Here is a 25757-nt window from a genome sequence, read left to right as displayed (position 1 = left end):
AATTAAGCGCCGTATACCGGCAGTTTCTTGCAGATGGCTTTGACTTTCTCACGAACGGCGTCGATCACCGCTTCGTTGTTCAGGTCAGCCAGGATGTCGCAGATCCAGCCAGCCAGCTCTTTGCACTCGGCTTGCTTGAAGCCACGAGTGGTCACAGCCGGAGTACCGAAGCGCAGGCCGGACGTGACGAACGGCGAGCGTGGATCGTTTGGCACGGAGTTCTTGTTCACGGTGATGAACGCTTTGCCCAGCGCGGCGTCGGCGTCTTTACCGGAGATGTCCTGCTTGATCAGCGACAGCAGGAACAGGTGGTTCTTGGTACCGCCCGACACTACGTCGAAACCGCGCTCGATGAACACTTCGGCCATGGCCTGGGCGTTCAGCACCACTTGTTCCTGGTAGGCCTTGAACTCAGGCTGCAGCGCTTCCTTGAAGCAGATCGCTTTAGCGGCGATCACGTGCTCCAGCGGGCCACCCTGGGCACCCGGGAATACCGCGGAGTTCAGCTTCTTCTCGATCTCGGCGTTGGCGCGAGCCAGGATCAGGCCACCACGTGGACCGCGCAGGGTCTTGTGGGTGGTGGTGGTCACGACGTCAGCGAAAGGCACCGGGTTCGGGTAAACGCCAGCGGCAACCAGACCGGCCACGTGAGCCATGTCGACGAACAGGTAAGCACCGACTTTGTCGGCGATGGCGCGGAAGCGTGGGAAGTCGAGAATCTGCGAGTAGGCAGAGAAACCGGCCACGATCATTTTCGGCTTGTGCTCAACCGCCAGACGCTCGACTTCGTCGTAGTCGATCAGGCCGTTGGCGTCGATGCCGTACTGTACGGCGTTGTACAGCTTGCCGGAGGAGGAAACGCTGGCGCCGTGGGTCAGGTGACCACCGTGTGCCAGGCTCATGCCCAGAATGGTGTCGCCACCTTGCAGCAGGGCCAGGTAAACAGCGGCGTTGGCTTGCGAACCGGCGTGCGGCTGAACGTTGGCGTAATCGGCGCCGAACAGTTCCTTGGCGCGGTCGATGGCCAGTTGCTCAACAACGTCAACGTACTCGCAACCACCGTAGTAACGCTTGCCTGGGTAGCCTTCAGCGTACTTGTTGGTCAGGACCGAGCCTTGAGCTTCCATCACCGCTGGGCTGGTGTAGTTTTCCGAAGCGATCAGCTCAATGTGTTCTTCCTGGCGCTGAGCTTCTTGCTCCATGGCGGCAAAAAGGTCGGCGTCGTACTTGGCAATAGTCAAATCACGGCTGAACATGGCGGTCCTCAAGGATCGGGGGCAGAAAAGGGGGGCATTCTAACCCAATGGGTTTTGGATGGCATATGAAACGACATCATGTCGCAGACAAGTGGCGTTCATGACAGATGTGCGGTGCTTTTGAAGGCCTCTTCGCGAGCAGGCTCGCTCCCACAGTAACCGGGGTGCTCTTGCGATTTCCTGACCGACATCAATCCCTTGTGGGAGCGAGCCTGCTCGCGAATGCCGCGCCGCAGGACTTCAGTCGAACATGAACAGTGCATCATTACTGAACTGCGCCTCAAACCGCCCCGCCGGCATCGGCCGCCCGAACAGATACCCCTGAACCTCATCGCAACCATGCTCACGCAAGAAGTCCAGCTGTTCATGGGTTTCCACGCCCTCGGCGATCACCGCCAGATTCAGGCTATGCGCCATGGCGATGATCGCCCGGGCGATCTGCGCGTCCTGCTCACCGGACGGCAAACCATCGACAAAGGTGCGGTCAATCTTCAACACGTCGATCGGGAATTGTTTTAGGTAGTTCAGCGATGAGTAACCGGTGCCGAAGTCGTCGACCGCAATGCTCAGGCCAAGGTTTTTCAGCCCGGCGAGAATCTGCATCGCTTCGCTGACTTCGCGCATCAGGATACTTTCGGTCAGCTCCAGCTCCAGACACGCCGGTGGCAGGCCGGTTTCACGCAGGATTGTGGCGATCCGCGTGCCGAGCTGGCCATCGGAGAATTGCCGCGCCGAGATGTTCACCGACACCTTCGGCACACGCACACGATTCTGGTGCCAGGTCTTCAACTGACGACACGCCTCGCTGATCACCCAGTCGCCGACGTCCACCACCAGACCCAGCTCTTCCAGCACCGGAATGAAATCCCCCGGCGGCACCAGGCCACGGCGTGGATGGCGCCAGCGTAACAGCGCTTCGGCGCCGGTCAGGCGTTTGCCGTCACCGCTGAATTGCGGTTGGTAATACAGGACGAATTCGTTCTGTTCCAAGGCGTGGCGCAAATCGCTTTCCAGTTCCAGACGCTCCAGCGCACTGGCGTTCATGTCGGCCTGATAGAACTGGAAGTTGTTCTTGCCGCGCTCCTTGGCGTGGTACATCGCGGTGTCGGCGTTCTTCATCAACTGGCTGAGTTCGTTGCCGTCCTGTGGACTCAGGGCGATGCCGATACTGGCGGTGACGAAGAACTCGCGGCCTTCGAGCACGAATGGCCGCACCAGGCTGCCGAGGATCTGCTCGGCCACATGAATCGCCCGGTTCAGCGCCAGTTCGCGGCTGGAGCGATGTTGCAGCAGCAGTGTGAATTCGTCGCCGCCCATGCGCGCCACGGTGTCGTCATCGTCGACGCAGGCCAACAGGCGCGTGGCCATGTCTTTCAACATGCGGTCGCCAGCGGCGTGACCGAGGGAGTCGTTGATCGGTTTGAAACGGTCGAGGTCGAGGAACATCAGCACCACCCACGACTTCTGCCGCTCGGCCGATTGCAGCGCGGTGTGCAGACGATCCTGGAACAGCGTGCGGTTCGGCAAGTGGGTCAGGGCGTCGTAGTAGGCGAGGCGGTGAATCCGCTGCTCGCTGGCCTTGCGTTCGCTGATATCGCTGAAGAAGCACACGTAACTGGCCAGATCGCCTTCGTCGTCGAGCACCGCGGTGATGCCGACCCACGCCGGGTAATGCTCGCCGTTACGGCGCTTGAGCCAGACTTCACCTTCCCAGGTGCTGTGCTGATGCAATTGTTTGAGCACGTAGCGCAGGTGCGCGTCCTGTTGTTCATCAACGGTGAGCATGTTCGGCAATTGGTCGAGCACTTCGCTCACGGCATAACCGCTGACGCGACTGAAGGCTTCGTTGGCTTGCACGATGTAACCGGCCGGGTCGGTGATCAGGATCGCCGAGGTCGAGTGTTCGAAAACCGTGGCGGCCATGCGCAGGTCTTTCTCGGCGCGGCGCTGCTGACTGATGTCGCGACCGACACCGAGTACGCCTTCGAACGCGCCATGTTCATCCCACACCAGCACCAGACGCAGCTCGATCGGGATCTTGCGGCCATCGGCGCGCAGGCAGTCGAACAGGAACAATTGCGTCTGTACCTGGTTGCGCAACACCGCCAGTTGCTCGGGTTTGTCCAACGCCTTGCTGACGCGATCCATCAGCGTGTAGATGCCGCTCAGTTGCTGCGGGTTGGCAATGGTCGATTGCCAGCCGTTCTGGAAAATCCACTCCGCGTCATAACCCAGCACCGCCTGCACCGACGGGCTGACGTAGTTCAGCGAGAGCTTGCTGTCGGTGGAGAAAATCACGTCGCTGATGCTTTCGGCGAGCATGCGGTAGCGCTGCTCGCTGTCGCGCAGGGATTCGCTGGCTTCGATCTGTTCGGTGATGTCCTTGGCCACGCCGATGATCCGCGTGACCTGATCGTGTTTGTCCCGGGCCAGCGCTTGTTCGCGAATATCGAAACGCCGCCATTTGCCGTCGCGATGGCGGAAACGCAACTGGCACTGGAGCAACTGACTGTAACCGGCGTGGCGCTGCATCTGCCGCGAGCGATGGTAGTAGTCGGCATCTTCCGGGTGCAGCAGGATCTCCCAGAAATACTCACCCATCTGGTGCAGTTCGGTGCGGTTGTAGCCGAGGGTCTGACCGAGGTGGTGGTTGCTGAAAATCATCCGCTGGCTGATCACGTCCTGCACATACAGATGATCCGGCACGGTGCGCACCACGTCTGACCAGAAGCCTTCACGTTCGAGCAGCGACAGTTCGATCAGCTTGCGGCTGGTGATGTCGTTGATGCTGAGGATCACCGCTTTGTAGTCGTGCTGCTCGGTCGGCAGACGCAACACCATCCACAGGTGCTGGTCGCGGCCGTTGATGTCCGGCAGTTTGATTTCCAGTTCCAGCTGCTTTTGTTGCTGCAACACAGCGTCGAGCACTTGATTGCCGATGGCGCACTGGCGGTGCGGATGGCCGTCGATCAACAGCTGCCAGGCGTGCTCGCAGGAGTTGACGTTAAGCAGTTGCAGCGCGACCTGGTTGACCTCGGTGACGCGCAGTTCCTGCAACAGTTGCTGGCGTTGCGCCGGTTGGTCGAGCCAGGCCTTGAGCTGGTCGCTGGTCTGGATCTGCGCCTTGTCGAAGACCTGCTTCAGACCGGACAGGTCCAGCACACAGAGGGCCACGCCAGTGCCTTCGAAGATGTCCTGATAACGCCGGCGACCCTCATGCAACTGGCGCTGGCGCCGGCGCATGTTGAGCAGGGCAATCACCGGCAACATCGAGAACGCCAGGCCCAGCAGGCATTTGCCGATGAACGCCGGCAGCAGTTCTTCGAGCACACGCTGGCGGTCAAACAGACCACGCAACTGCCAGTCGCTGCTGCTCAGCGGCACGGTCAACACCGTGTTGGCCATGTCGTCCGGACTCAAGACGCCAGCCTTGGCCGAGGGCTGCGCTTCGTCACGGCTGATGATCTGATGATTGAGGCGGTTTTCCACCAGCCACAACGGGCGGATGCCGGTTTCGCCCTGTTTGGTCAGCGAGTCGAAGAACGTCGGCGTCAGGCGCAATGCCCAATAACCGCGCGTGCTGCCGCTGGCCTGATGCAATAACAGATGCACCACAGAACCATCGTCGGCGTTGCTGAAGTAATGCGCCTGTGCACGGCTGCGGCGTACCAGTTCGGTGAGGTAGCTGGCGTCGTGGCTGTTGTCGTCACTGTCGCTGATGATTTTGCCGGAAGGGGTGAGCAGGGCCAGGCTGCGCAGGTCAGGCAAGGATTGCTGGAGCTTGCGCAATAGCACCTGCTGTTCGTCGGCTGATTGCGGTTGTTCGACGATCGGTAGCAGATTGAGGGCGATTTGCGCGTTCAGCGCCATGTTCAGGCTGACCTGCGCGGCGAGGTCGGCGGTGTAATCGATGGTGTACTGACGCTGGTTTTTCTGGGTTTCGCGCAGTTGATCGAGCAGTTGCCAGAACAGCAACGCCAGCAATAAAAGCACGAGCGTCGCCAGCGCACCCTTTAATGTACCGCGCAGGGACGAGCCGGGCGCCGGTGGGGTGCTGCTCACAGAAGCTGGCGGAGTGACATTGGACAAGCTGTGATCCTGCGATTTGGCTGGACTGGCGCGACGTGCACTATAAGCCGGACGCCCAAAGGGCGGCTAGCATGCCTTGAGTCGTGGCGAAGTGCCAGCCCCGCGCGGCTGGACTGCCACCGGTCATTAAGGTAGCTTTGCCGGTTACGCGGGAGCGTTCCAGCTCCTAGACTCAGACTTTTTCAGCGCGCACGCATTGATAACCATCAAGTGAACGACGCGCATGGTCTGGCCGGGCTTCGCCTGCGCTGCAATCATTCATCTGTCACTGACCCAAGGTTCTCCATGGCTCAATACGTCTTCACCATGCATCGGCTGGGCAAAGTTGTTCCGCCGAAGCGGGAAATTCTCAAAAACATTTCGCTGTCGTTCTTCCCCGGCGCCAAGATCGGTGTACTCGGCCTCAACGGTTCGGGTAAGTCCACGCTGCTGAAAATCATGGCTGGCGTCGACACCGAGTTCGAGGGCGAAGCCCGTCCGATGCCGGACCTGAACATCGGTTATCTGCCGCAAGAGCCACAACTTGATCCGACCAAGACCGTGCGTGAAGTGGTCGAGGAAGCGGTCAGCGTGATCAAGGATGCGCAAGCGCGTCTGGACGAGGTCTACGCCGCTTACGCCGATCCGGATGCCGACTTCGACAAGCTGGCCGCCGAGCAAGCCAAACTCGAAGCGATCCTGCAGGCCAGCGATGGTCAYAACCTTGAGCGTCAACTGGAAGTCGCCGCCGATGCGCTGCGTCTGCCGGCCTGGGACGCCAAAGTAGAACACCTGTCCGGTGGTGAAAAACGCCGTGTGGCCCTGTGCCGTCTGCTGCTGTCCGCGCCGGACATGCTGCTGCTCGACGAACCGACCAACCACTTGGACGCCGACTCGGTGGCGTGGCTGGAGCACTTCCTCCACGACTTCCCGGGCACTGTGGTAGCGATCACGCACGACCGTTACTTCCTCGATAACGTCGCTGGCTGGATTCTCGAACTCGACCGCGGCGCGGGCATTCCATACGAAGGCAACTACTCCGGTTGGCTTGAAGCCAAGTCCGATCGTCTGGCCGCTGAATCCAAGCAGCAGTCGGCGCACGAAAAAGCCATGAAAGAAGAACTGGAGTGGGTGCGCAAAGGCGCGAAAGCCCGCCAGTCGAAATCCAAGGCGCGTCTGCAACGCTTCGAAGAAATGCAATCGCAGGAATTCCAGAAACGCAGCGAAACCAACGAGATCTACATCCCGGCCGGTCCGCGCCTGGGCGACAAGGTCATCGAATTCAAGAACGTCACCAAGGGCTACGGCGATCGCGTGCTGATCGACAACCTGTCGTTCTCGATGCCGAAAGGCGCCATTGTCGGCGTGATCGGCGGTAACGGTGCCGGTAAGTCGACCCTGTTCCGCATGCTGATGGGCAAGGAACAACCGGATTCGGGCAGCATCGAAGTCGGTGAAACCGTGCAACTGGCCTGCGTTGACCAGAGCCGTGATGACCTGGATGGCAGCAAGACTGTATTCCAGCAAATCTCCGACGGTTCCGACCAGATCCGCATCGGCAACTACGAGATCCCGTCGCGTACCTACGTTGGTCGTTTCAACTTCAAGGGCGGCGATCAGCAGAAGTTCGTCAAGGATCTGTCCGGTGGTGAGCGCGGTCGTCTGCACCTTGCGCTGACTCTGAAGGAGGGCGGCAACGTCCTGCTGCTCGACGAACCGTCCAACGACCTCGACGTGGAAACCCTGCGTTCCCTGGAAGAAGCCCTGCTGGACTTCCCGGGCGCTGCCATTGTGATCTCTCACGATCGGTGGTTCCTGGACCGTGTGGCGACGCACATCCTGGCGTACGAAGATGACTCGCAAGCGGTGTTCTTCGAAGGCAACTACACCGAGTACGAAGCGGATCGTAAAAAGCGTCTCGGCGAAGCGGCTGCTCAGCCACACCGGGTACGTCACAAGAAACTGGCCTGATATCGGGTTGGTGGCATAAAAGAGCGGAGCCTTCGGGCTCCGTTTTTTTTGCCTGGTTTTTGTCAGCGAGACCGAGGCGATCCCTTCGCGAGCAGGCTCGCTCCCACAGGGGAACGCATTTCAAATGTGGGAGCGAGCTTGCTCGCGAAGGGGCTGTAACTGTTGGTGCATGACGTGAATCTAATCTCACCATTAGAGTGCAAAGCAGGTCCAAAAACCGGCCTGATTTATATCCTGTGCACCATTTAATTTCATAACTGCGACATTTTGCTCTGTTCCTGTGCGCATTTCGTTTGTTACAGTCCGGCCCAATCTCCTCCAACGACAATAAATTTGCCGAGACTTTTCCCATGATCGAATCCGTCGAATCCTTCCTCGCTCGCCTGAAAAAACGCGACCCGGATCAACCCGAATTCCACCAGGCCGTCGAAGAAGTCCTGCGCAGTTTGTGGCCGTTTCTCGAAGCCAATCCGCATTACCTGACCGCGGGGATTCTGGAGCGCATCTGCGAGCCGGAGCGCGCGGTGATGTTTCGCGTGTCGTGGGTCGACGATCAGGGCAAAGTCCGGGTCAATCGCGGGTTCCGCATCCAGATGAACAGCGCCATCGGCCCGTACAAGGGTGGCCTGCGTTTCCATCCGTCGGTGAACATGGGCGTGCTGAAATTCCTCGCCTTCGAACAGACCTTCAAAAACTCCCTGACCTCGCTGCCAATGGGCGGCGGCAAGGGCGGCTCCGACTTCGATCCGAAGGGCAAGAGCGACGCTGAAGTCATGCGTTTCTGCCAGGCGTTCATGAGCGAGTTGTACCGCCACATCGGCGCCGACGTTGACGTGCCGGCCGGTGACATCGGCGTCGGTGCGCGCGAGATCGGTTTCCTGTTTGGCCAGTACAAGCGCCTGAGCAACCAGTTCACCAGTGTGCTGACCGGCAAAGGCATGACCTACGGCGGCAGCCTGATTCGTCCGGAAGCCACCGGTTTCGGCTGCGTATATTTCGCTGAAGAAATGCTCAAGCGTCGCGGGCAGACCGTCGAAGGCAAGCGTGTGGCGATCTCCGGTTCCGGCAACGTCGCGCAATACGCGGCGCGCAAGGTGATGGACCTGGGCGGCAAGGTGATTTCCCTGTCCGACTCCGAAGGCACGTTGTATTGCGAAGCCGGGCTGAGCGAAGAGCAGTGGCTGGCACTGCTGGAACTGAAAAACGTCAACCGCGGACGCATCAGCGAACTGGCGGCAGCGTTCGGCCTGGAATTCCGCGCCGGTCAGTTGCCGTGGTCGTTGCCGTGCGATATCGCGCTGCCGTGCGCTACGCAGAACGAACTCGACGCCGAAGCCGCGCGCACACTGCTGCGCAATGGCTGCGTGTGCGTAGCTGAGGGCGCGAACATGCCGACCACGCTCGAGGCTGTGGATATCTTTATCGAGGCCGGGATTCTGTTTGCGCCGGGCAAAGCGTCCAACGCTGGCGGTGTGGCGGTGAGTGGTCTGGAGATGTCGCAGAACGCCATGCGCTTGCTGTGGACGGCAGGTGAGGTGGACAGCAAGCTGCACGCGATCATGCAGTCGATCCACCACGCTTGCGTGCATTACGGCGAAGAGAACGGGCGCATCAACTACGTCAAAGGCGCGAACATCGCCGGCTTCGTCAAAGTCGCCGACGCAATGCTCGCGCAGGGCGTGGTTTAAGCCGGTTCGATGCGGATCACTTCAATCACTTGATCGCCGGCGGGGCGCTGCCACAGCACCTCGTCATTGAGCCGGGCACCGAACAGCGCCCGGCCCAAGGGTGAGCCCCAATTGATCAGGCCTTTGCTGGCATCGGCCTGATCTTCGCCGACCAGTTGCACCCGGCGTTCGGTGTCGTGTTCGTCGGCGTAGGTCACCCAACTGCCGATCTGCACTTTGTCGGTGGAGGTCGCGGCAACCGCGACTTGTGCGCTGCTCAGGCGTTGATTGAAATACCGCAAATCCCTTTCCAGATCCGCCAGACGCTGCTTGTCAGCCTGCTCTCCTTTGGCCGATTGTTCGGCATGCAAGGTTTGCAGTTCGGCGACTTTCTCCTGCAGCTGCGCGAGCCCTTGAGCAGTGACGTAGTTGGGCTGCGTGCTGACCTGCCGTTCGACCGGCTGATCGGCTTGCGCGGCGGCGTTGTCTTCGTTGACGAATGCGCGACTCATGGTGTCCTCCTCGTATGAGGTTTGGGCCATGCTCGCAGGCATTTGGTTTCACTGGATGTCTGGAAACGACTATTGCGAGCGATAGGCCCGCCCGGCGTCCTGATCTTTCTGTTGCTGCCAGGCGCGCTCGCGTTCGTCCCAATGTTCATTGCGATACTGTTCGCGGTCCTTGTTTTCCAGCATTGCCTGACACTGGCGGAAGCCGTCGGTCCAGCCTTCGGCGTATTGCTTGTCCTTCAGATAGCGCGGCACGTTCTTGCGAAACTCGCCGCTGATCGAACCCGCCGCCTGACGACCGCTGACACAACCGTCATCGAAGCCGTCGGCGAAGGCCGGTGGATAACCCTTGGCGATCAGATCTTCATGGGTGGTCTGGCAACCGCCCAGTAACAGCACAACACCCAGCAAACCCGCACACCGCCACATCGCACTCTCCCGCGCCGGTTCTCCGGCCTATGGGGAAAGTCTAGAAGCTGATTCATGAGGCGGCTGTCGAAGCGCCGTGAAAAATCCATTAACACCACAAATCCCCTGTGGGAGCGAGCTTGCTCGCGAAGGCTTCGTGTCAGGCAACTCTGATATCGACTGACCCACCGCTTTCGCGAGCAAGCTCGCTCCCACATTGGTTTTGGGATCAGTAGTGATACCACTTCACTTCAAGCATGACCTCGGTTTCCGGGGTGGCGAGATGGCTGAACTCACGCTGCGCACTCAGGCGCAAACCAAGGTTGCGCGACAACTCCCACTGCTGATTCAGACTCAGACTGCGGCGCACTTCGCCATTGAAAAAGTAATCACCTTTGGCTTCGAGGCTGAGATTGCCCAGCGGGTTTTTCCACAGCACGCCGGTATTGAAACCGCCGGCCGGGGAGACGAATTCGGCGAAGTCATTGTTGTGCTCGACGCGCACGGTGCCGAGGGCAAAACCCAATACGTCATCACCCAACGCCCAAGTGCCGCCACCGCCACCATTGACGTGGCTGACCAGCGTCTCGTCATCGTGCTTGCCCGGTACGCGCTCAAGACCACCAGTGACTTGCCACGACAGTGGCTGCAGCAGCTCATTGCGCGGTGTCAGCGAACGAATGGTCGCCAGATCCAGTTGCTGGAACTGCCAGTGATTGCCCTCGTACTGACGTAGCTTCATCTGCAGGATTTCAATCTGCGCGCCGAGCGGGAAGCTTTCGGCGTTGTCATTCAGGTCGTGATACGCCATGCGCAAGCCGTACTCACCGAACGCACGGTCGCCACGGGTGCCGAGACCGGCCTGCCAGGTGCGCGATTCGTGGCCGTCTTCGGGCAAGCCCGGTTGTGGGATGTCCAGTTCGGGGGCGGGGTTCTTGTTGATCGCCCGCAGCAGTTCAAAGCTGCGCTGTGCCCGTTGTGGATCGCGTTCCTGGCCGTTGGCGCGGTAGCGCTCCAGACGATATGCCGCGTCGATGATCAACGCTTGACGGTCGCGGGGTAGGGCTTTGAACGCCGGATCCTGCAACTGCTGTTGATCGGCGCTGACGTTCAGCACCCATTGCTGTTCGTCACTGTTCAAAGGCTCGGCACGGCTGAGCAATTCGCGCTCGCGGGACGGGCGGTATTCGATACTTTCCACCAGCCCGGCTTCCTTCACCGCTTTGACGGTGTCGGTGGGAATTGCGGTCAACGGGAATTGTTCGGTCAGGCGCAGGCTCGGCCGCGCCACCTGCAGCAACTCAAGCAGACGATACGAGCAGTTTTCGTCGAAGAAGAAATAGTCGAACTGGATCTGCTTCAACTCCCACACATGCTCGACCATGCGCGCGGTTTCTTCCTGGGTCAGATTCAATCGGTATTCCCACAGATCGCGGTTTTCCAGGCTGCGGTATTCCGAGAGTTTTTCCTGATAGGGCACCAGCGCGAACAACCCGGGATAGCCGCCCATCAAACCTTTCCAGGCATACAGAATGCTGTTGTCCGAACCTTCGATGTAGGCACCGAAGTTGATCGCGTAACTGAGCAGCGAGGTCTTGTCGGCCTGCACATCGGCTTGATCGATGCGCAGCAGGGTGTGGCCGAACATCGATGACGGACTGTTCAAATAAGCCGCCGGGAAGATCATCACCGCGCTGTGCGGCGAGACGTCCTTGAACCACTTTTTGTATTCGGCGCATGCCGGTGTCGGCAGATCGCTGAGATTGAGTTGCGCCTTCAGCCAGCGAGTGCGCGCCGGATAAACACATTGCGCATGTTGCTCGCCAAGACTGGCCGGGGCGTACAGCGCTTGCACGGTGGCCGCCAGTTCGTGGTCGGGATGCTCATTGCCATCGGGCGCGAGAAAGAATTTCTTGTCGCTGACATAGCTGCGCCAGCCGCCAAGCTTGGCGGTTTCGTAGTGACCGAGGGAAATCCAGAAGCGGTCGTTGGCCAGTTGCTGCAAACGTTGAGGGTCGATGTGGGGCGCGGCGGACAGCGGGGCGCAGACACAGAGCGCCAGCCAGGCAAGGCGTTTGAGCATAGTCGGCAACTTGAACAGGAAAGAAATAAAGACCCAAGGAGGGCGGGCCGAAAAAACAAAACCCGCTTCCCGAAGGAAGCGGGCGAGGTCGAGCTTAAGCCTGAGTTGCGTACTTGGCCAGACGAGGATCCGATTTCAGTACGGCCAGGGTGTTGGTATGCACGTCTTCAGCGGTCACGTCAGCCTTGCTGAAGATCTGCTGGAAGTGCTCGTGAGTCACAGCAGCGAAGTGCGCACGGTCTTCCGGCGCCACGCCCAGTACCACGGCATAAGTCGTCAGCGCTTCGCCGTTGCCTTTGGCCATGTCTTCGGACAGCTCGTTCATCATGCCATTCATGGCAAACCAGGATTTGCCGCCGTAGGTCAGCGACGCGTTGGTCGAGCAACCGTTGGTGCCGGAAGTCATACCGAAGGTGGCGTTACCGGAAGTGCCGTTGGTGGTGGAAGCGAGGAAGTGCGCCGGGGTGCCACGCTGACCTTCGAACAGCATGTTGCCCCAACCGCAATCCGGGCCGCCTGGAGCTTGCGCCATTGCGTTGATGGATACAGCGGTGAAGAGAGTACCGAGAAGAATCCGTTTCATAGCTTTTTTCTCTTTGTGTGCATACCAATGGACAGGGTTCTGGCCCCCCAAGCTCTGTATGAGACAGAGCCAAACGAAGCCAGTGGGCCGGTATTAGTTCCAGCCGCGCAGTTTGGAGTTTAGGCACGTTCCAGGGGTTCCGTGGTTTTTTGCAAAATATTTGGAATAAACCCCGGTTTCAGGGGGCGGGCCGCAGGCTTGGCCGGTTGTCTATGCTTTGTCATGTGGCGCGCCTTGCCAGTGGGGCACAGGCAGCGCCAGAATGCCGCTATCTGCCCCGCCTGATTGTTAAGGAAGCCCGATGCCTGATCCTGTTGCTGCCAGCTTGCGTCTCGCGCCCGAAGCGCTGACCCGTCCGTTTTCCGCTGAACAGTTCAGCTTCACTACCACCAATGATCTGGAGCCCTTTCGCGGTGTGCTCGGCCAGGAACGCGCGGTCGAAGCCTTGCAGTTCGGTGTGGCCATGCCACGCCCCGGTTACAACGTATTCGTCATGGGCGAGCCCGGCACTGGTCGTTTCTCGTTCGTCAAACGCTACCTGAAGGCCGAAGGCAAGCGCCTGCAGACCCCGGCGGACTGGGTCTACGTCAATAACTTCGATGAGCCGCGCGAGCCGCGTGCGCTGGAACTGCCTTCGGGCACTGCCGGCGCGTTTATCGGTGACATCAACGGTTTGATCGACAACTTGCTGGCGACGTTTCCAGCGGTGTTCGAACACCCGTCCTATCAGCAAAAGAAAAGTGCCATCGACCGTGCATTCAACCAGCGCTACGACAAAGCCCTCGACATCATCGAGCGCCTGGCCCTGGAAAAAGACGTCGCCCTGTACCGCGACAGCAGCAATATCGCCTTCACGCCGATGCTCGACGGCAAAGCGCTGGACGAAGCCGAATTCGCCCAGTTGCCGGAAGCCGATCGCGAGCGTTTCCACGAGGACATCTCCGGTCTCGAAGAGCGTCTGAACGAAGAACTCGCCAGCCTGCCGCAGTGGAAGCGCGAATCGAACAATCAACTGCGTGCGCTCAACGAAGAAACCATCACCCTAGCCTTGCAGCCATTGCTGTCGCCGCTGTCGGAGAAGTACGCCGAGAACGCTGCGGTCTGTGGTTACTTGCAAGCCATGCAGGTCTATCTGCTGAAAACCGTGGTCGAGCAACTGGTCGATGACAGCAAGACCGACGCCGTCGCGCGCAAACTGCTGGAAGAACAATACGCACCGAGCCTGGTGGTCGGTCATCCGCTCAGCGGCGGTGCGCCAGTCGTTTTCGAGCCGCACCCGACGTACGAAAACCTCTTCGGTCGCATCGAATACACCACCGATCAGGGCGCGCTCTACACCACTTATCGTCAGTTGCGTCCGGGCGCCTTGCACCGCGCCAACGGCGGTTTCCTGATTCTTGAAGCGGAAAAAATGCTCAGCGAGCCGTTCGTGTGGGATGCGCTGAAACGCGCCCTGCAATCGCGCAAGCTGAAAATGGAATCGCCGCTGGGCGAGATGGGCCGTTTCGCCACTGTGACGCTCAACCCGCAGCACATTCCGTTGCAGGTCAAAGTCATCATCATCGGTGCGCGGTCGCTGTACTACACGCTGCAAGACCTCGATCCGGACTTCCAGGAGATGTTCCGCGTCCTCGTGGATTTCGACGAAGACATCCCGATGGTCGACGAGAGCCTGGAGCAATTCGCCCAGTTGTTGAAAACCCGTACTTCGGAAGAAGGCATGGCGCCGCTGACTGCCGATGCGGTAGCGCGCCTGGCGACTTACAGCGCACGTTTGGCCGAGCACCAAGGGCGTTTGTCGGCGCGTATTGGCGATCTGTTCCAACTGGTCAGCGAAGCGGATTTCATCCGTCACCTGGCCGGCGATGAAATGACCGATGCCGGGCATATCGAACGTGCCTTGAAAGCCAAGGCCACGCGCACCGGTCGTGTGTCGGCGCGGATTCTCGACGACATGCTTGCCGGGATCATCCTGATCGACACCGATGGCGCGGCGGTCGGCAAGTGCAACGGTCTGACCGTGCTCGAAGTCGGCGATTCGGCGTTCGGTGTGCCGGCGCGGATTTCCGCCACGGTTTACCCGGGTGGCAGCGGCATTGTCGACATTGAGCGTGAGGTCAACCTCGGTCAGCCGATCCACTCCAAAGGCGTGATGATCCTCACCGGGTATCTGGGCAGCCGTTATGCCCAGGAATTCCCGCTGGCGATTTCCGCGAGCATCGCGCTGGAGCAGTCGTACGGTTACGTCGACGGCGACAGCGCGTCGCTGGGCGAGGCGTGCACGCTGATTTCGGCGCTGTCGAAAACCCCGCTCAAGCAGTGCTTTGCGATCACTGGTTCGATCAACCAGTTCGGCGAAGTGCAGGCGGTGGGCGGGGTCAACGAGAAGATCGAAGGCTTCTTCCGACTCTGTGAAGCGCGCGGGCTGACTGGCGAGCAGGGCGCAATCATTCCACAGGCCAACGTGGCCACGCTGATGCTTGATGAGAAAGTGTTGGCGGCGGTGCGTGCCGGGCAGTTCCACGTGTACGCGGTGCGTCAGGCCGACGAGGCGTTGAGTCTGTTGGTGGGCGAACCGGCCGGTGAACCGAATGCCGACGGCGAATTCCCGGAAGGCAGCATCAACGCACGGGTGGTCGAGCGCTTGCGCGACATCGCCGAGATGATCAGCGAAGAAGACCTCAAGGAAGCCGAGAAAGAGTTGGCCCAAGAAGCGCTGGCCGAAGCCAAACCGGCTTAACAGTCTTAAAGCGAACCCTGTGGGAGCGAGCTTGCTCGCGAAAGCGGCGTATCAGTCGACGAATCAGTTGCCTGACACTCCGTATTCGCGAGCAAGCTCGCTCCCACAGTTGTTTTTCCAGATTGATTTTTGTGGAGATCTTCGGGAGATATGCCACAACTCTGACGCCAATATTCACACAATGACCATTCGGCGCCTTCTGGTCTCATTCGGCTTGCGCAGCGGACTTTTCTTCTATTCTCAGCTCAAGGATATCGACAGTATCACTGGATCGAGCCAGTCCTCCCGTGAGGGCTGAATACCGGCTTCACCGAGGGTCGCCGCCATGTCGCGCAACCTCTGTCTCACCCGTCAATGCCTGGGTCTGGTGACCCGTATCGAATGCGCCATCAAGCCGTTGGCCGGCGATAACGGCATGTGGACGCTGCTCTTCGCGGCCGGCATGGCCGGTGAACAACCTTCCGCCATCAAAGCTCAGGGCCCGTTTCATGGGCCGGTCGCCGCCGAATCGATACTCGACACCATCGTTGAAAGCCTGACCTTGCACGGCTATGAACTGGCCGATGATCCGCAGATCTGGAGCCTGCACCTGCAAGCCCAGTTGCGGCAGATCAACGGTGGCCGTGGCCGCGCCCTGTAGGCGCTGCCGCAGGTTGCGATCTTTTGATCTGGCTCTTCAGTGGGCAGCCTCAGGTACCTGCGCCCGGTCGAGTTTGACCTCAAAGCCGTATTGCACAGTGGCGAGGTCGGTGCGCTGATAGGTTTCCACGTGCGTCGGGCGGCCATAAAAATAGTGCACGCCGAACAGCGCCGGGCCTTCTGCGCTCGCATCGTGGCTGACAGAAAGAATCTGCTTGAGGTAGTTGCCGCTGTCGTCTTTGACGAAGAAACGCCATTCGTTGGGCGGAAACAATTTCAGGTCCACCACCAGCAGGTTGTTCTTGATCTCCAGACCTTTGGGCAAGGACTTGGCGTCGTATGCCTGCTTGGCCACAGTCGCGAGAAACAGCGGCATTGAACCGACGGCGATCGCTGGGGTTTCCGGGAACAGGTTCAGGTCGTAAGTGATCGTCGCGCGCAGCGGATCGACCTGGTATGCCTCGGGCGGCAGTTCGATCGGTTCATCGAGTTTGCCACTGCGTTTTTCGGTAAAGAACGTGACAGGGCTGACCCCCGGGCTGAAGTCATCGCCCAGCAGTTCATCGTTGAACGTACGGCGATGGGAAAACTCGATGCGTGCAGCGCTCGGTTCTTCAACGTATTGATGAATGCGAATGCCTGCCTTCAGTTGCTCTTCGGTCAGGCTCGCACCCTTGAGCCAGTTGGCTGCCAGATCGTCGTAGACCGTCACTGGCAGATCCAGCGGTTGAATGGCCTTCTGCGTCGTGTGTTGATTGAACGTGCGAATCGGCAGATCCAGCGATTTGCGCGTCACCGTCGCCGAGGAGAAGTCGAGTACGCTGACTTCCAGAGTGTCGATCGGGCCATTGAAATAGACCTTGTTATAGCGACGCGGGTGCTTGTCCTCGAATGCCTGCTGCTCTTCGGTGAGTTGCTTCTCCAGCGCATCGCTCCAGCCCTTCTGCTGTTGCAGGTAGGCCAGTTGTTTTTCGTAGAACGCGACTTGCTCCGGACTCTCGTTGATCGAGCCGGCGCGTATCAGGTATTGCCCGGTCTTGTCGCGGGCCTGGACGATCAGCGGATTGAGCTGCGTCTCTGCGACTTCCGCCGCCAGTGGCAGATTGTTGCTGAATTCCACTTCGGCGTAGTTGTTCTCGAGCTTCAGCAGTTTGACGCTGAGGTTGTCGTTACTGCGGGTCTGGCCGACGTCTTTTTGCGTCAGGTCGAAGCTGTACAAGCGGCGCGGTGCGATGACTTCGATCTGGCCTTGCAGGCTGACCGGTTGCGGCAGGGACTTCTTGTCCACGTCCAGTCCGTCAATGAACGGGTAGGTCACGGTCAGGTCATCGGGGTTGGTGACGTTGGAGCTGGAGGGGCTGAGCTGAATGCCCGGATCGGTTTCCGACCATTCCGGCTGATAGGCGATCACGCGTTTGTTGCTCAACGTCACCGACTGCCATTCCACACCGTGTGGAAACAAGAAGCCGCCGGGAATGTTCAGGTTGAACGGGAACACCGGTTGCAGATCGGTGAGGTAATCGGAGCTGGCATCCTTGTGCAGCACGAACAGGCCGTTGATAAACGTATCGACCAGCGCCTGCGGGGCAGGATAGTGCTTGAGCACGGCGAGTGCGTCTTCACCGTATTCGGTGCGCGGCGGATTGTCGTTGAGCTTGAGTTGCGCGCGTTCGAGCAGCAGCAGTGAGCCGCCGAGTTCGGTGATGGCGTCCTTGAGCTTGGTGTCGGTGATGGCGTCCAGTGACTGTTCGAACTTTGCGGTTTTTTCTTCAAGGCTGGTGGCGTGTTTTTCGTCGCCGGGCGAGCAACCGCTGATCAACAGAGCAAGGCAAATTCCGGCCGTCGTTATCGGTAATCGCACATCCATTTCCACACGTCCTGTCTGCAGTCACTGGGCTGTCAATGGTTTCGACACTAGCAGAAAAAAATCATCCACACGCGCAGGTGGCGGATTTTCGGGCAGTTTCTGGCTGTCACAGGGGGCTGGTATACTCGCCGCCATTTCCACCCCCTTGTGTGAGATTCAATGGAACGCTTTATCGAAAATGCAATGTACGCCTCGCGCTGGCTGCTGGCGCCAATCTATATCGGGCTCTCGCTCGGGTTGCTGGCGCTGGCACTGAAGTTTTTCCAGGAAGTGTTCCACATCCTGCCCAACGTTTTTTCGATGGCCGAGTCGGAACTGATTCTGGTGCTGCTGTCGCTGATCGACATGGCACTGGTCGGCGGCCTGCTGGTGATGGTGATGATTTCCGGCTACGAGAACTTCGTCTCTGAACTGAACATCGACGAAGGCAAGGAAAAGCTCAGCTGGCTCGGCACCATGGACTCTTCGTCGTTGAAGATGAAAGTGGCGGCTTCGATCGTGGCGATTTCATCGATCCACTTGCTGCGCATCTTCATGGACGCCAAGAACGTCGATCCCGAGCATTTGATGTGGTACGTGATCATCCACATGACCTTCGTCGTTTCGGCGTTCGCCATGGGTTACCTGGACAAAGTCACCAAGCACTGATCAACCGTTGATCGCTGCAAAAAAACACCGCCCGTCTGTTGCGAAACAGACGGGCGGTGTCGTTTGTGGCTTGTGCTTTGGTGCGCGCAAGCATATCCCTGTAGAGGTCCTGACTCGCCACTTTGTGAGGTGCGTTCATGAACCTGCAAGAGCTGAATGCGTTTGCCATCGCCAGGAAGGTCGATGAGTTGAACCTGATCTCCATGGAGGGCGGGATTTATCTGCTCGAAGCGCGGATGCACGGGGCGGCATATCCGTTGAGTGATCCCAAAGGCAAGATGCTGACCCTGCGATCAGTGGAGCATGCGCGGGATCTGCTGCATGCGTTTCCGGTGCTGCCCTTCAATCTTGTCCACACCTCGGTGCATGACGAAATGTGCGGCCTGGGCGGCAGTATCGATGAATGCCTGAAGGTGCCGCTCGCCTGGCGTTCAGCCCTGTAGGCCTTGCGCCCCATCGCCGGGCATCTGTGCTAGTCTGCTCGCCCTTTTGGTTCCGGGCGCGCCGGGACGCGCTGTGCTCGCACGGCAAGTCTTGTGGCCGTCCGCACAGCGGAGCAGTGTCATGTCCGAAGTAAATCTGTCCACCGACGAAACCCGCGTCAGCTACGGCATCGGCCGTCAACTGGGCGACCAGCTGCGCGACAACCCGCCACCGGGCGTTAGCCTGGACGCGATCCTGGCCGGTCTGACCGACGCTTTCGCCGGCAAGGAAAGCCGTGTTGGCCAGGAAGAAATGTCCGCCAGCTTCAAGGTTATCCGCGAAATCATGCAAGCCGAAGCCGCTGCCAAAGCTGAAGCCGCTGCTGGCGAAGGCCTGGCTTTCCTGGCTGAAAACGCCAAGCGTGACGGCATCACCACCCTGGCTTCCGGCCTGCAATTCGAAGTGCTGACTCAGGGCGAAGGCGCCAAGCCTACCCGTGAAGACCAGGTCCGTACTCACTACCACGGCACACTGATCGACGGCACTGTGTTCGACAGCTCCTACGAGCGTGGCCAGCCTGCAGAATTCCCGGTTGGCGGCGTGATCGCTGGCTGGACCGAAGCCCTGCAACTGATGAATGCCGGCAGCAAATGGCGTCTGTACGTGCCGAGCGAACTGGCTTACGGCGCTCAAGGCGTTGGCAGCATCCCGCCGCATAGCGTTCTGGTATTCGACGTCGAGCTGCTGGACGTTCTGTAAGACCTTTGTGGGAGCGAGCTTGCTCGCGAATGCAGGCGACTGGATCTAAACTGAGATTCGAGTTGAAGCCTTCGCGAGCAGGCTCGCTCCCACATGTTTTGTATTACTGCTCATACTTCTATCTTGTGATGCAGTTCACTGGTCGGGCGCAAGGCCCGGGCATAGCAGAACAGAAACAGATTGCGCACCAGCTCCTTGAGCACCAATGGTTCGCTGGAATTGAGACTGCTGACGTCCAGATCCCCTTGGTCTTGCAACTCATGCAGGGCTTCTTCCTCAAGCACCGCACAGACTTCACCGGTCTCCCGATGGAGGATTCTGAGGTAAGGGTGTGGGCGATCCAGCCACGCGTCGATCAAATAAGTCATGGTTCTCATCTCCTTGAAGGGTTTCAATGAGAATAATTCTTATTCGCCAAATAGCAAGCGTCTATTGGCGGATTCTGAAATTTTCCGGGTAAAGATTGCGTAAGGTCAAAACGGCTGGCGTTTGGCTATTGCGCGGTTTTGCTGGGGTAGAGCGGGGAGGGTGAAGCTCCATCCCACGCCTGGCGCGGGATGGATGACAACGGAATCAGACCTTTCTGACGAACTCGGATTTGAGTTTCATCGGGCCGATACCGTCGATCTTGCAGTCGATATCGTGGTCGCCATCGCACAGACGGATGTTCTTGACCTTGGTGCCGACCTTGACCACCAGCGAAGTGCCCTTGACCTTCAGATCCTTGATCACGGTGATGGTGTCGCCGTCCTGCAGGACGTTGCCGACCGAGTCTTTCTTCACGGCATCATCAGACGCCACTTCGGCTTCGCCGCTGGCGGACCACTCGTGGGCGCACTCCGGGCACACCAGCTGGGTACCGTCTTCGTAGGTGTATTCGGAATTGCATTTCGGGCAGGGTGGCAACGTGCTCACTAAGGCTCCTTGGGTATGGATCGCTAAAAGTCGCACATTGTATAGGGTTTTACGCGAGGGAGGGCATAGCGCAGAAACAACTGTGGGAGCGAGCCTGCTCGCGAAAGCGGTGTGTCAGTCAACATTGATGTCGATTGGCAGATTGCTTTCGCGAGCAGGCTCGCTCCCACAGTGGGCTGTATCAGTGCGTACGGGCGACCGCAAACTCGCTCAGTTCAACCAGCGCATCGCGGTATTCGCTGGCCGGCAGGGCATCGAGGCACTTGATCGCACGGGCCACGTAATCGCGGGCCAGTTGCGCGGTGTACTCAAGCGAACCGGAGGCTTCCACGGCAATGCGGATGCTTTCCAGGTCTTCGATCCCGCCTTTCTGGATCGCCTGACGCACCAGTGCAGCCTGTTCAGCCGTACCTTCACGCATGGTGTAGATCAGCGGCAGGGTCGGTTTGCCTTCGGCCAGATCGTCACCGACGTTCTTGCCCAGGGTTTCGGCGTCGCCCTTGTAGTCGAGCAGGTCGTCGACCAGTTGGAACGCCACACCGAGGTGATCACCGAAGGTGCGCAGGGCTTCGCTCTGCTCAGCGGTAGCACCGGCCAATGCAGCGGCGCTGTGGGTCGAAGCTTCGAAGAGCATCGCGGTCTTGCCGCGGATGACTTCCATATAGGTTTCTTCGGTGGTGCTGGCGTCGCGCACCTTGGACAGTTGTAGTACTTCGCCTTCAGCGATGATGCGCGTGGCCTGGGACAGGATCTTCATCACCGGCATCGAGCCCAGTTCGACCATCATTTCGAACGAGCGCGAGTACAGGAAATCGCCGACCAGCACGCTCGGGGCGTTGCCCCACATGGCGTTGGCGGTAGAACGGCCACGGCGCATGCCGGACATGTCGACCACGTCGTCATGCAGCAGGGTGGCGGTGTGCAGGAATTCGATGGTGGCGGCCAAAAGGCGCATGTCGTCGCCTTCGCGACCCAGGGCCTTGCCACACAGCAACACTAATAAAGGACGCAGACGTTTGCCGCCGGCCGAGGTAATGTAATCGCCGATTTTCGATACCAGCGGTACTCGGGAAGTCAGCTGCTTCTTGATGATGCCGTCGACGGCGCTAAAATCGTCCGCCACCGCGCGGTAGAAAGCTTGGGGTTGCATCAGCGAGAGTCGCTCCAGAAGGGTTGCGCGGCATGCTAGGACCCCCATCCAGACCTGTCAAGGCGCGATAGACGGCTACTTGCAAGCCTGCGGCACCTTGCGTACAATCGCGCACCCTGAACTTCCTGGGCAGCACCTGCCTTACGCAATTGCAACGGGCCTTCCAGCCTTATGCAGCCATGCCAGCCAATACCTCTTCTTATAAAGAGCTGGGTGAGCAGGATTATCGGAGAAATACCATGTCTTATGCAGTAATCGTTACTGGCGGCAAGCAGTACAAAGTCGCCCCGGGTGAATACCTGAAGATCGAAAAACTGGAAATCGCTACCGGCGAATCCGTTACCTTTGATCGCGTTCTGTTGGTTGCCAATGGCGACGACGTGAATATCGGCGCTCCAGTTGTTGCTGGCGCTACCGTTGTGGCTGAAGTGATCTCCCAAGGTCGTCACGATAAAGTCCGCATCATCAAGTTCCGTCGCCGTAAGCACCACATGAAGCGTATGGGCCACCGCCAGTGGTACACCGAGATCAAAATCACCGGTATTCAGGCTTAATTTCAGCCTAATTCCTCACTAGGAGAATTGACTCATGGCACACAAAAAAGCTGGTGGTAGTACCCGTAACGGTCGCGACTCAGAAGCCAAACGCCTTGGCGTTAAGATGTATGGCGGCCAGAAAATCATTCCGGGCAACATCATCGTGCGTCAGCGCGGCACCCAATTCCACGCTGGCTACGGCGTTGGCATGGGTAAGGATCACACCCTCTTCGCGAAAATCGAAGGCGTGATCAAGTTTGAAGTAAAAGGCGCGTTCAACCGCCGTTACGTGAGCGTTGTCGCAGCTTAATTGCGCGATCGCTGGAAAAGCCCTGTCTCGCGACGGGGCTTTTTCGTTTGTGGGGTGAGTCTCTTGCAAAACTGTTTGTATGGGCTGTCGGCGTGCGATGCAGGTCGTGTTTTGGGGTCGCTGCGCTCATTTTTGCAAGAGTCTTATGTCTTGATTGTTTTTCGGCTCGTCCGTACGGCGAGAGGCGTTGGTTATGAAGTTTGTTGATGAAGTATCGATTCGCGTAAAGGCTGGTGATGGCGGCAATGGCGCCATGAGTTTCCGTCGGGAAAAATTCATCGAAAACGGTGGCCCGAACGGCGGTGATGGCGGTGACGGCGGTTCCATCTACATGATGGCTGACGAAAACCTCAACACCCTGGTCGACTACCGTTACACCCGGCACTTCGATGCCGAGCGTGGCTCCAATGGCGGCAGCACTGACTGCACCGGCAAGAAGGGCGAAGACCTGATCCTGCGCGTGCCGGTCGGCACTACGGTGATCGACTCTGCTACTCAGGAAGTGATTGGCGACCTGACCAAGGCTGGCCAGAAACTGATGGTAGTGCAGGGTGGTTGGCACGGTCTGGGTAACACCCGTTTCAAATCCAGTACCAACCGGGCGCCGCGTCAGACCACGCCGGGTAAGCCGGGTGAGCAGCGCGACCTGAAACTGGAAATGAAAGTACTGGCTGACGTCGGTCTGCTGGGCTTGCCGAACGCCGGTAAAAGTACCTTTATCCGTTCGGTCTCGGCCGCCAAGCCGAAAGTGGCTGACTATCCGTTCACCACGCTGGTGCCGAACCTGGGTGTGGTCAGCGTCGATCGCTGGAAGAGCTTCGTCATTGCCGACATTCCGGGTCTGATCGAGGGAGCCTCCGACGGTGCTGGCCTGGGCATTCGCTTCCTCAAGCACTTGGCGCGTACGCGTCTGTTGCTGCACCTCGTCGATATGGCGCCGCTGGATGATTCCAGCGCGCCGGATGCCGCTGAAGTGATCGTCAACGAACTGATCAAGTTCAGCCCGTCCCTGGCCGAGCGTGATCGCTGGCTGGTGCTGAACAAGTGCGACCAGATCCTTGAAGAAGAGCACGAAGAGCGCGTCAAGGAAATCGTTGATCGCCTCGAGTGGACCGGTCCGGTCTATGTGATCTCGGCGATCGCCAAGATCGGTACCGAGCGTCTGTGTCACGACATCATGCGTTACATGGAAGATCGTGCCGATCGCTTGGCCAATGACCCGGCTTACAAGGAAGAGCTTGCCGATCTCGATCAGCGCATCGAAGACGAAGCGCGCGCGCAACTGCAGGCGCTGGATGACAAGCGTGCCCTGCGTCGCAGCGGCGTGAAGTCGGTCCATGACATCGGCGACGATGATTGGGACGAAGAAGATGTGGATGACGAAGACGGTCCGGAAATCATTTACGTGCGTGACTGATTCGTTGCAGTAAACTTAAGCGCCGCTCAATCGAGCGGCGTTTTAGTATCTGGAAATCGCAAGTCACAAATAACGTCATGGGCGGCGCTGGGTCGCGTTGCCCTCAAGCTAAGGTTGAAGATGATGCGGAGCAAGGTGACAGGTGCGCAGCGTTGGGTCGTGAAGATCGGCAGCGCTTTGCTGACAGCTGATGGCAAAGGGCTGGATCGCGCGGCAATGAGTGTCTGGGTGGAGCAGATGGTGGCCTTGCATGAGGCTGGTGTCGAGTTGGTGCTGGTGTCCTCCGGGGCGGTAGCGGCCGGCATGAGTCGTTTGGGCTGGACCGCACGACCCAGTGCGATGCACGAGCTCCAGGCAGCCGCTGCGATTGGTCAGATGGGTCTGGTGCGGGCGTGGGAATCGAGTTTCGCCGAGCATGGCCGGCACACTGCGCAGATTCTCCTGACTCACGACGATTTGTCCGACCGCAAGCGCTACCTCAACGCCCGCAGCACTTTGCGCGCATTGGTCGACCTGAAAGTCATCCCGGTGATCAACGAAAACGACACCGTGGTCACCGACGAAATCCGCTTTGGCGACAACGACACCCTGGCGGCGCTGGTGGCTAACCTGGTCGAGGCGGATTTGCTGGTGATCCTGACCGACCGCGATGGCATGTTTGACGCCGATCCGCGCAATAATCCCGAGGCGCAGCTGATTTACGAAGCGCGCGCCGATGATCCGAGTCTCGATGCGGTAGCGGGTGGTACGGGCGGTGCGCTGGGGCGTGGCGGTATGCAGACCAAGTTGCGTGCTGCGCGACTGGCTGCACGTTCCGGTGCGCACACCATCATTGTTGGTGGGCGTCTTGAGCGTGTGCTTGATCGTCTGAAGGCGGGTGAGCGTATCGGTACGTTGCTGTCGCCTGAGCGCGGCATGCTCGCGGCGCGCAAGCAATGGCTGGCCGGGCATCTGCAGACTCGCGGCACGTTGGTGCTGGATGATGGTGCGGTGTCGGCGTTGTCACAGGGCAATAAAAGTTTGCTGCCGGTAGGTGTGAAGTTGGTGCAGGGCAGTTTCCGTCGCGGTGAAATGGTCGTCTGCGTGGCGCCCGATGGTCGTGAGATTGCTCGTGGCCTGGCTAACTACAGTGCGCTGGAAGCACAAAAAATCATCGGTCAGTCGTCGGATGCGATTGTTGGTTTGCTTGGTTACATGGCGGAGCCTGAGCTGGTTCACCGTGACAACCTAATTCTGGTCTAAGGAAAATTCGATGCGTTTAGCGAAAGGATTGTTGGGCTTGCTGATGGCGATGCCATTGCTGGCCTCGGCCGAGGAAATCGGTCAGGTGTCGACGGTGTTCAAGTTTGTCGGTCCGAACGACCGCATTGTGGTCGAGGCTTTCGATGATCCGAAAGTTGAGGGGGTGACCTGCTACCTGTCGCGCGCCAAGACGGGGGGTGTGAAGGGCGGTCTGGGCCTCGCTGAAGATCGCGCAGAAGCGTCGATCGCTTGCCGTCAGGTCGGCCCGATCAAGTTCAAGGGTGATCTGAAGGATGGCGATGAGGTGTTCAAGGAGCGCACTTCGCTGGTATTCAAGACCATGCAGGTGGTGCGATTCCTGGACAAGAAGCGCAATACGCTGGTGTATCTGGTCTACAGCGATCGCTTGATCGAAGGCAGTCCGCAGAATGCCGTGACCGCGATCCCGATCCTGCCGTGGGTACCCGTCCAGCAATAACACCGCAAATCCAATTGTAGGAGTGAGCCTGCTCCGGGCGGCGTGCCGACGATAGCTGTGTTAGTCAGCAAATGTACATCTGACTAAC

22 protein-coding genes are annotated in these 25757 nt (G+C 59.1%); 12 read left to right on the top strand and 10 right to left on the bottom strand.

Features of this window, described 5'->3' with window-relative positions:
• Window positions 1-2 precede the first annotated feature (2 nt).
• Together glyA and morA are read right to left on the bottom strand one after the other, a co-directional pair.
• Window positions 3-1256, bottom strand: a complete 1254-nt coding sequence (gene glyA, locus AC1DVF_RS07810; RefSeq protein WP_093434775.1) for a serine hydroxymethyltransferase — start codon at window positions 1254-1256, stop codon at window positions 3-5.
• Between the two features lie 240 nt (window positions 1257-1496).
• On the bottom strand, window positions 1497-5345 hold the full coding sequence (gene morA / locus AC1DVF_RS07805) for a cyclic di-GMP receptor MorA (protein WP_093434777.1): 3849 nt from the start codon (window positions 5343-5345) through the stop codon (window positions 1497-1499).
• Window positions 5346-5630: 285 nt separating this feature from the next.
• On the opposite strand from morA, the gene ettA reads away from it, so the two are divergent.
• Complete coding sequence (gene ettA, locus AC1DVF_RS07800) at window positions 5631-7295, top strand: energy-dependent translational throttle protein EttA (RefSeq protein ID WP_099757230.1); 1665 nt, start codon at window positions 5631-5633, stop codon at window positions 7293-7295.
• Window positions 7296-7645: 350 nt separating this feature from the next.
• Window positions 7646-8983: an NADP-specific glutamate dehydrogenase gene (gene gdhA, locus AC1DVF_RS07795; RefSeq protein ID WP_477782285.1), complete on the top strand. Its 1338-nt coding sequence runs from the start codon at window positions 7646-7648 to the stop codon at window positions 8981-8983.
• On the opposite strand, the gene AC1DVF_RS07790 is transcribed toward gdhA, so the two are convergent.
• From AC1DVF_RS07790 to AC1DVF_RS07775, 4 genes are all read right to left on the bottom strand, one after another.
• Window positions 8980-9474: a GreA/GreB family elongation factor gene (locus AC1DVF_RS07790; RefSeq protein WP_414925453.1), complete on the bottom strand. Its 495-nt coding sequence runs from the start codon at window positions 9472-9474 to the stop codon at window positions 8980-8982. The genes gdhA and AC1DVF_RS07790 overlap by 4 nt on opposite strands.
• 69 nt (window positions 9475-9543) lie before the next feature.
• The gene (locus AC1DVF_RS07785; protein ID WP_093434789.1) at window positions 9544-9900 is read right to left on the bottom strand and encodes a hypothetical protein; all 357 of its coding nucleotides are present in this window, start codon (window positions 9898-9900) and stop codon (window positions 9544-9546) included.
• Between the two features lie 208 nt (window positions 9901-10108).
• Window positions 10109-11962, bottom strand: coding sequence for an Lnb N-terminal periplasmic domain-containing protein (locus AC1DVF_RS07780; RefSeq protein WP_099757227.1), 1854 nt, complete (start codon window positions 11960-11962; stop codon window positions 10109-10111).
• A gap of 94 nt (window positions 11963-12056) precedes the next feature.
• Window positions 12057-12545: a DUF3015 domain-containing protein gene (locus tag AC1DVF_RS07775; protein WP_007909797.1), complete on the bottom strand. Its 489-nt coding sequence runs from the start codon at window positions 12543-12545 to the stop codon at window positions 12057-12059.
• Window positions 12546-12846: 301 nt separating this feature from the next.
• Between AC1DVF_RS07775 and AC1DVF_RS07770 the strand changes: the two genes are divergently transcribed.
• On the top strand, window positions 12847-15285 hold the full coding sequence (locus tag AC1DVF_RS07770; RefSeq protein ID WP_460089017.1) for a Lon protease family protein: 2439 nt from the start codon (window positions 12847-12849) through the stop codon (window positions 15283-15285).
• Between the two features lie 325 nt (window positions 15286-15610).
• Window positions 15611-15925 (top strand): PA4575 family protein, encoded by a 315-nt coding sequence (locus tag AC1DVF_RS07765; protein WP_007909799.1) that lies wholly within the window; start codon window positions 15611-15613, stop codon window positions 15923-15925.
• A gap of 36 nt (window positions 15926-15961) precedes the next feature.
• On the opposite strand, the gene AC1DVF_RS07760 is transcribed toward AC1DVF_RS07765, so the two are convergent.
• Complete coding sequence (locus AC1DVF_RS07760; protein WP_460096972.1) at window positions 15962-17791, bottom strand: hypothetical protein; 1830 nt, start codon at window positions 17789-17791, stop codon at window positions 15962-15964.
• 159 nt (window positions 17792-17950) lie between these two features.
• On the opposite strand from AC1DVF_RS07760, the gene AC1DVF_RS07755 reads away from it, so the two are divergent.
• The 3 genes from AC1DVF_RS07755 (at window position 17951) to AC1DVF_RS07745 (ending at window position 19621) form a co-directional block, all read left to right on the top strand.
• Window positions 17951-18439: a TIGR00645 family protein gene (locus AC1DVF_RS07755; protein ID WP_007909801.1), complete on the top strand. Its 489-nt coding sequence runs from the start codon at window positions 17951-17953 to the stop codon at window positions 18437-18439.
• 137 nt (window positions 18440-18576) lie between these two features.
• On the top strand, window positions 18577-18882 hold the full coding sequence (locus AC1DVF_RS07750; protein WP_093434795.1) for a DUF6482 family protein: 306 nt from the start codon (window positions 18577-18579) through the stop codon (window positions 18880-18882).
• Window positions 18883-19003: 121 nt separating this feature from the next.
• On the top strand, window positions 19004-19621 hold the full coding sequence (locus AC1DVF_RS07745; RefSeq protein ID WP_008078561.1) for an FKBP-type peptidyl-prolyl cis-trans isomerase: 618 nt from the start codon (window positions 19004-19006) through the stop codon (window positions 19619-19621).
• 110 nt (window positions 19622-19731) lie between these two features.
• Here AC1DVF_RS07745 and AC1DVF_RS07740 read toward each other — a convergent pair whose 3' ends face one another.
• The 3 genes from AC1DVF_RS07740 to AC1DVF_RS07730 all read right to left on the bottom strand — a co-directional run bounded on the left by AC1DVF_RS07740 (window position 19732) and on the right by AC1DVF_RS07730 (window position 21686).
• Complete coding sequence (locus AC1DVF_RS07740; protein ID WP_025108780.1) at window positions 19732-19989, bottom strand: PA4570 family protein; 258 nt, start codon at window positions 19987-19989, stop codon at window positions 19732-19734.
• A gap of 205 nt (window positions 19990-20194) precedes the next feature.
• Window positions 20195-20536, bottom strand: coding sequence for a zinc ribbon domain-containing protein YjdM (locus AC1DVF_RS07735; RefSeq protein WP_016986200.1), 342 nt, complete (start codon window positions 20534-20536; stop codon window positions 20195-20197).
• Window positions 20537-20717: 181 nt separating this feature from the next.
• On the bottom strand, window positions 20718-21686 hold the full coding sequence (locus AC1DVF_RS07730; RefSeq protein ID WP_093434797.1) for a polyprenyl synthetase family protein: 969 nt from the start codon (window positions 21684-21686) through the stop codon (window positions 20718-20720).
• A 239-nt stretch (window positions 21687-21925) separates the two neighbouring features.
• On the opposite strand from AC1DVF_RS07730, the gene rplU reads away from it, so the two are divergent.
• The 5 genes from rplU (at window position 21926) to AC1DVF_RS07705 (ending at window position 25669) form a co-directional block, all read left to right on the top strand.
• Window positions 21926-22240 carry a 50S ribosomal protein L21 gene (gene rplU, locus AC1DVF_RS07725; protein ID WP_003176051.1) on the top strand — a complete coding sequence of 105 codons (315 nt, stop codon included), beginning with the start codon at window positions 21926-21928 and terminating at the stop codon, window positions 22238-22240.
• 34 nt (window positions 22241-22274) lie between these two features.
• Entirely contained in the window at window positions 22275-22532 is a 258-nt protein-coding gene (rpmA, locus tag AC1DVF_RS07720; protein WP_003176049.1) for a 50S ribosomal protein L27, read from the top strand.
• Between the two features lie 193 nt (window positions 22533-22725).
• Window positions 22726-23949: an Obg family GTPase CgtA gene (cgtA, locus tag AC1DVF_RS07715; protein ID WP_093434800.1), complete on the top strand. Its 1224-nt coding sequence runs from the start codon at window positions 22726-22728 to the stop codon at window positions 23947-23949.
• A 123-nt stretch (window positions 23950-24072) separates the two neighbouring features.
• Window positions 24073-25191 carry a glutamate 5-kinase gene (gene proB, locus AC1DVF_RS07710; RefSeq protein WP_477782320.1) on the top strand — a complete coding sequence of 373 codons (1119 nt, stop codon included), beginning with the start codon at window positions 24073-24075 and terminating at the stop codon, window positions 25189-25191.
• A 10-nt stretch (window positions 25192-25201) separates the two neighbouring features.
• Window positions 25202-25669: a CreA family protein gene (locus AC1DVF_RS07705; protein WP_007909822.1), complete on the top strand. Its 468-nt coding sequence runs from the start codon at window positions 25202-25204 to the stop codon at window positions 25667-25669.
• The last annotated feature ends 88 nt before the right edge of the window (window positions 25670-25757 follow it).

This window comes from Pseudomonas sp. P4_D7 (genome assembly GCF_056401755.1).
This window is presented reverse-complemented; position numbering and strand designations above follow the sequence as displayed.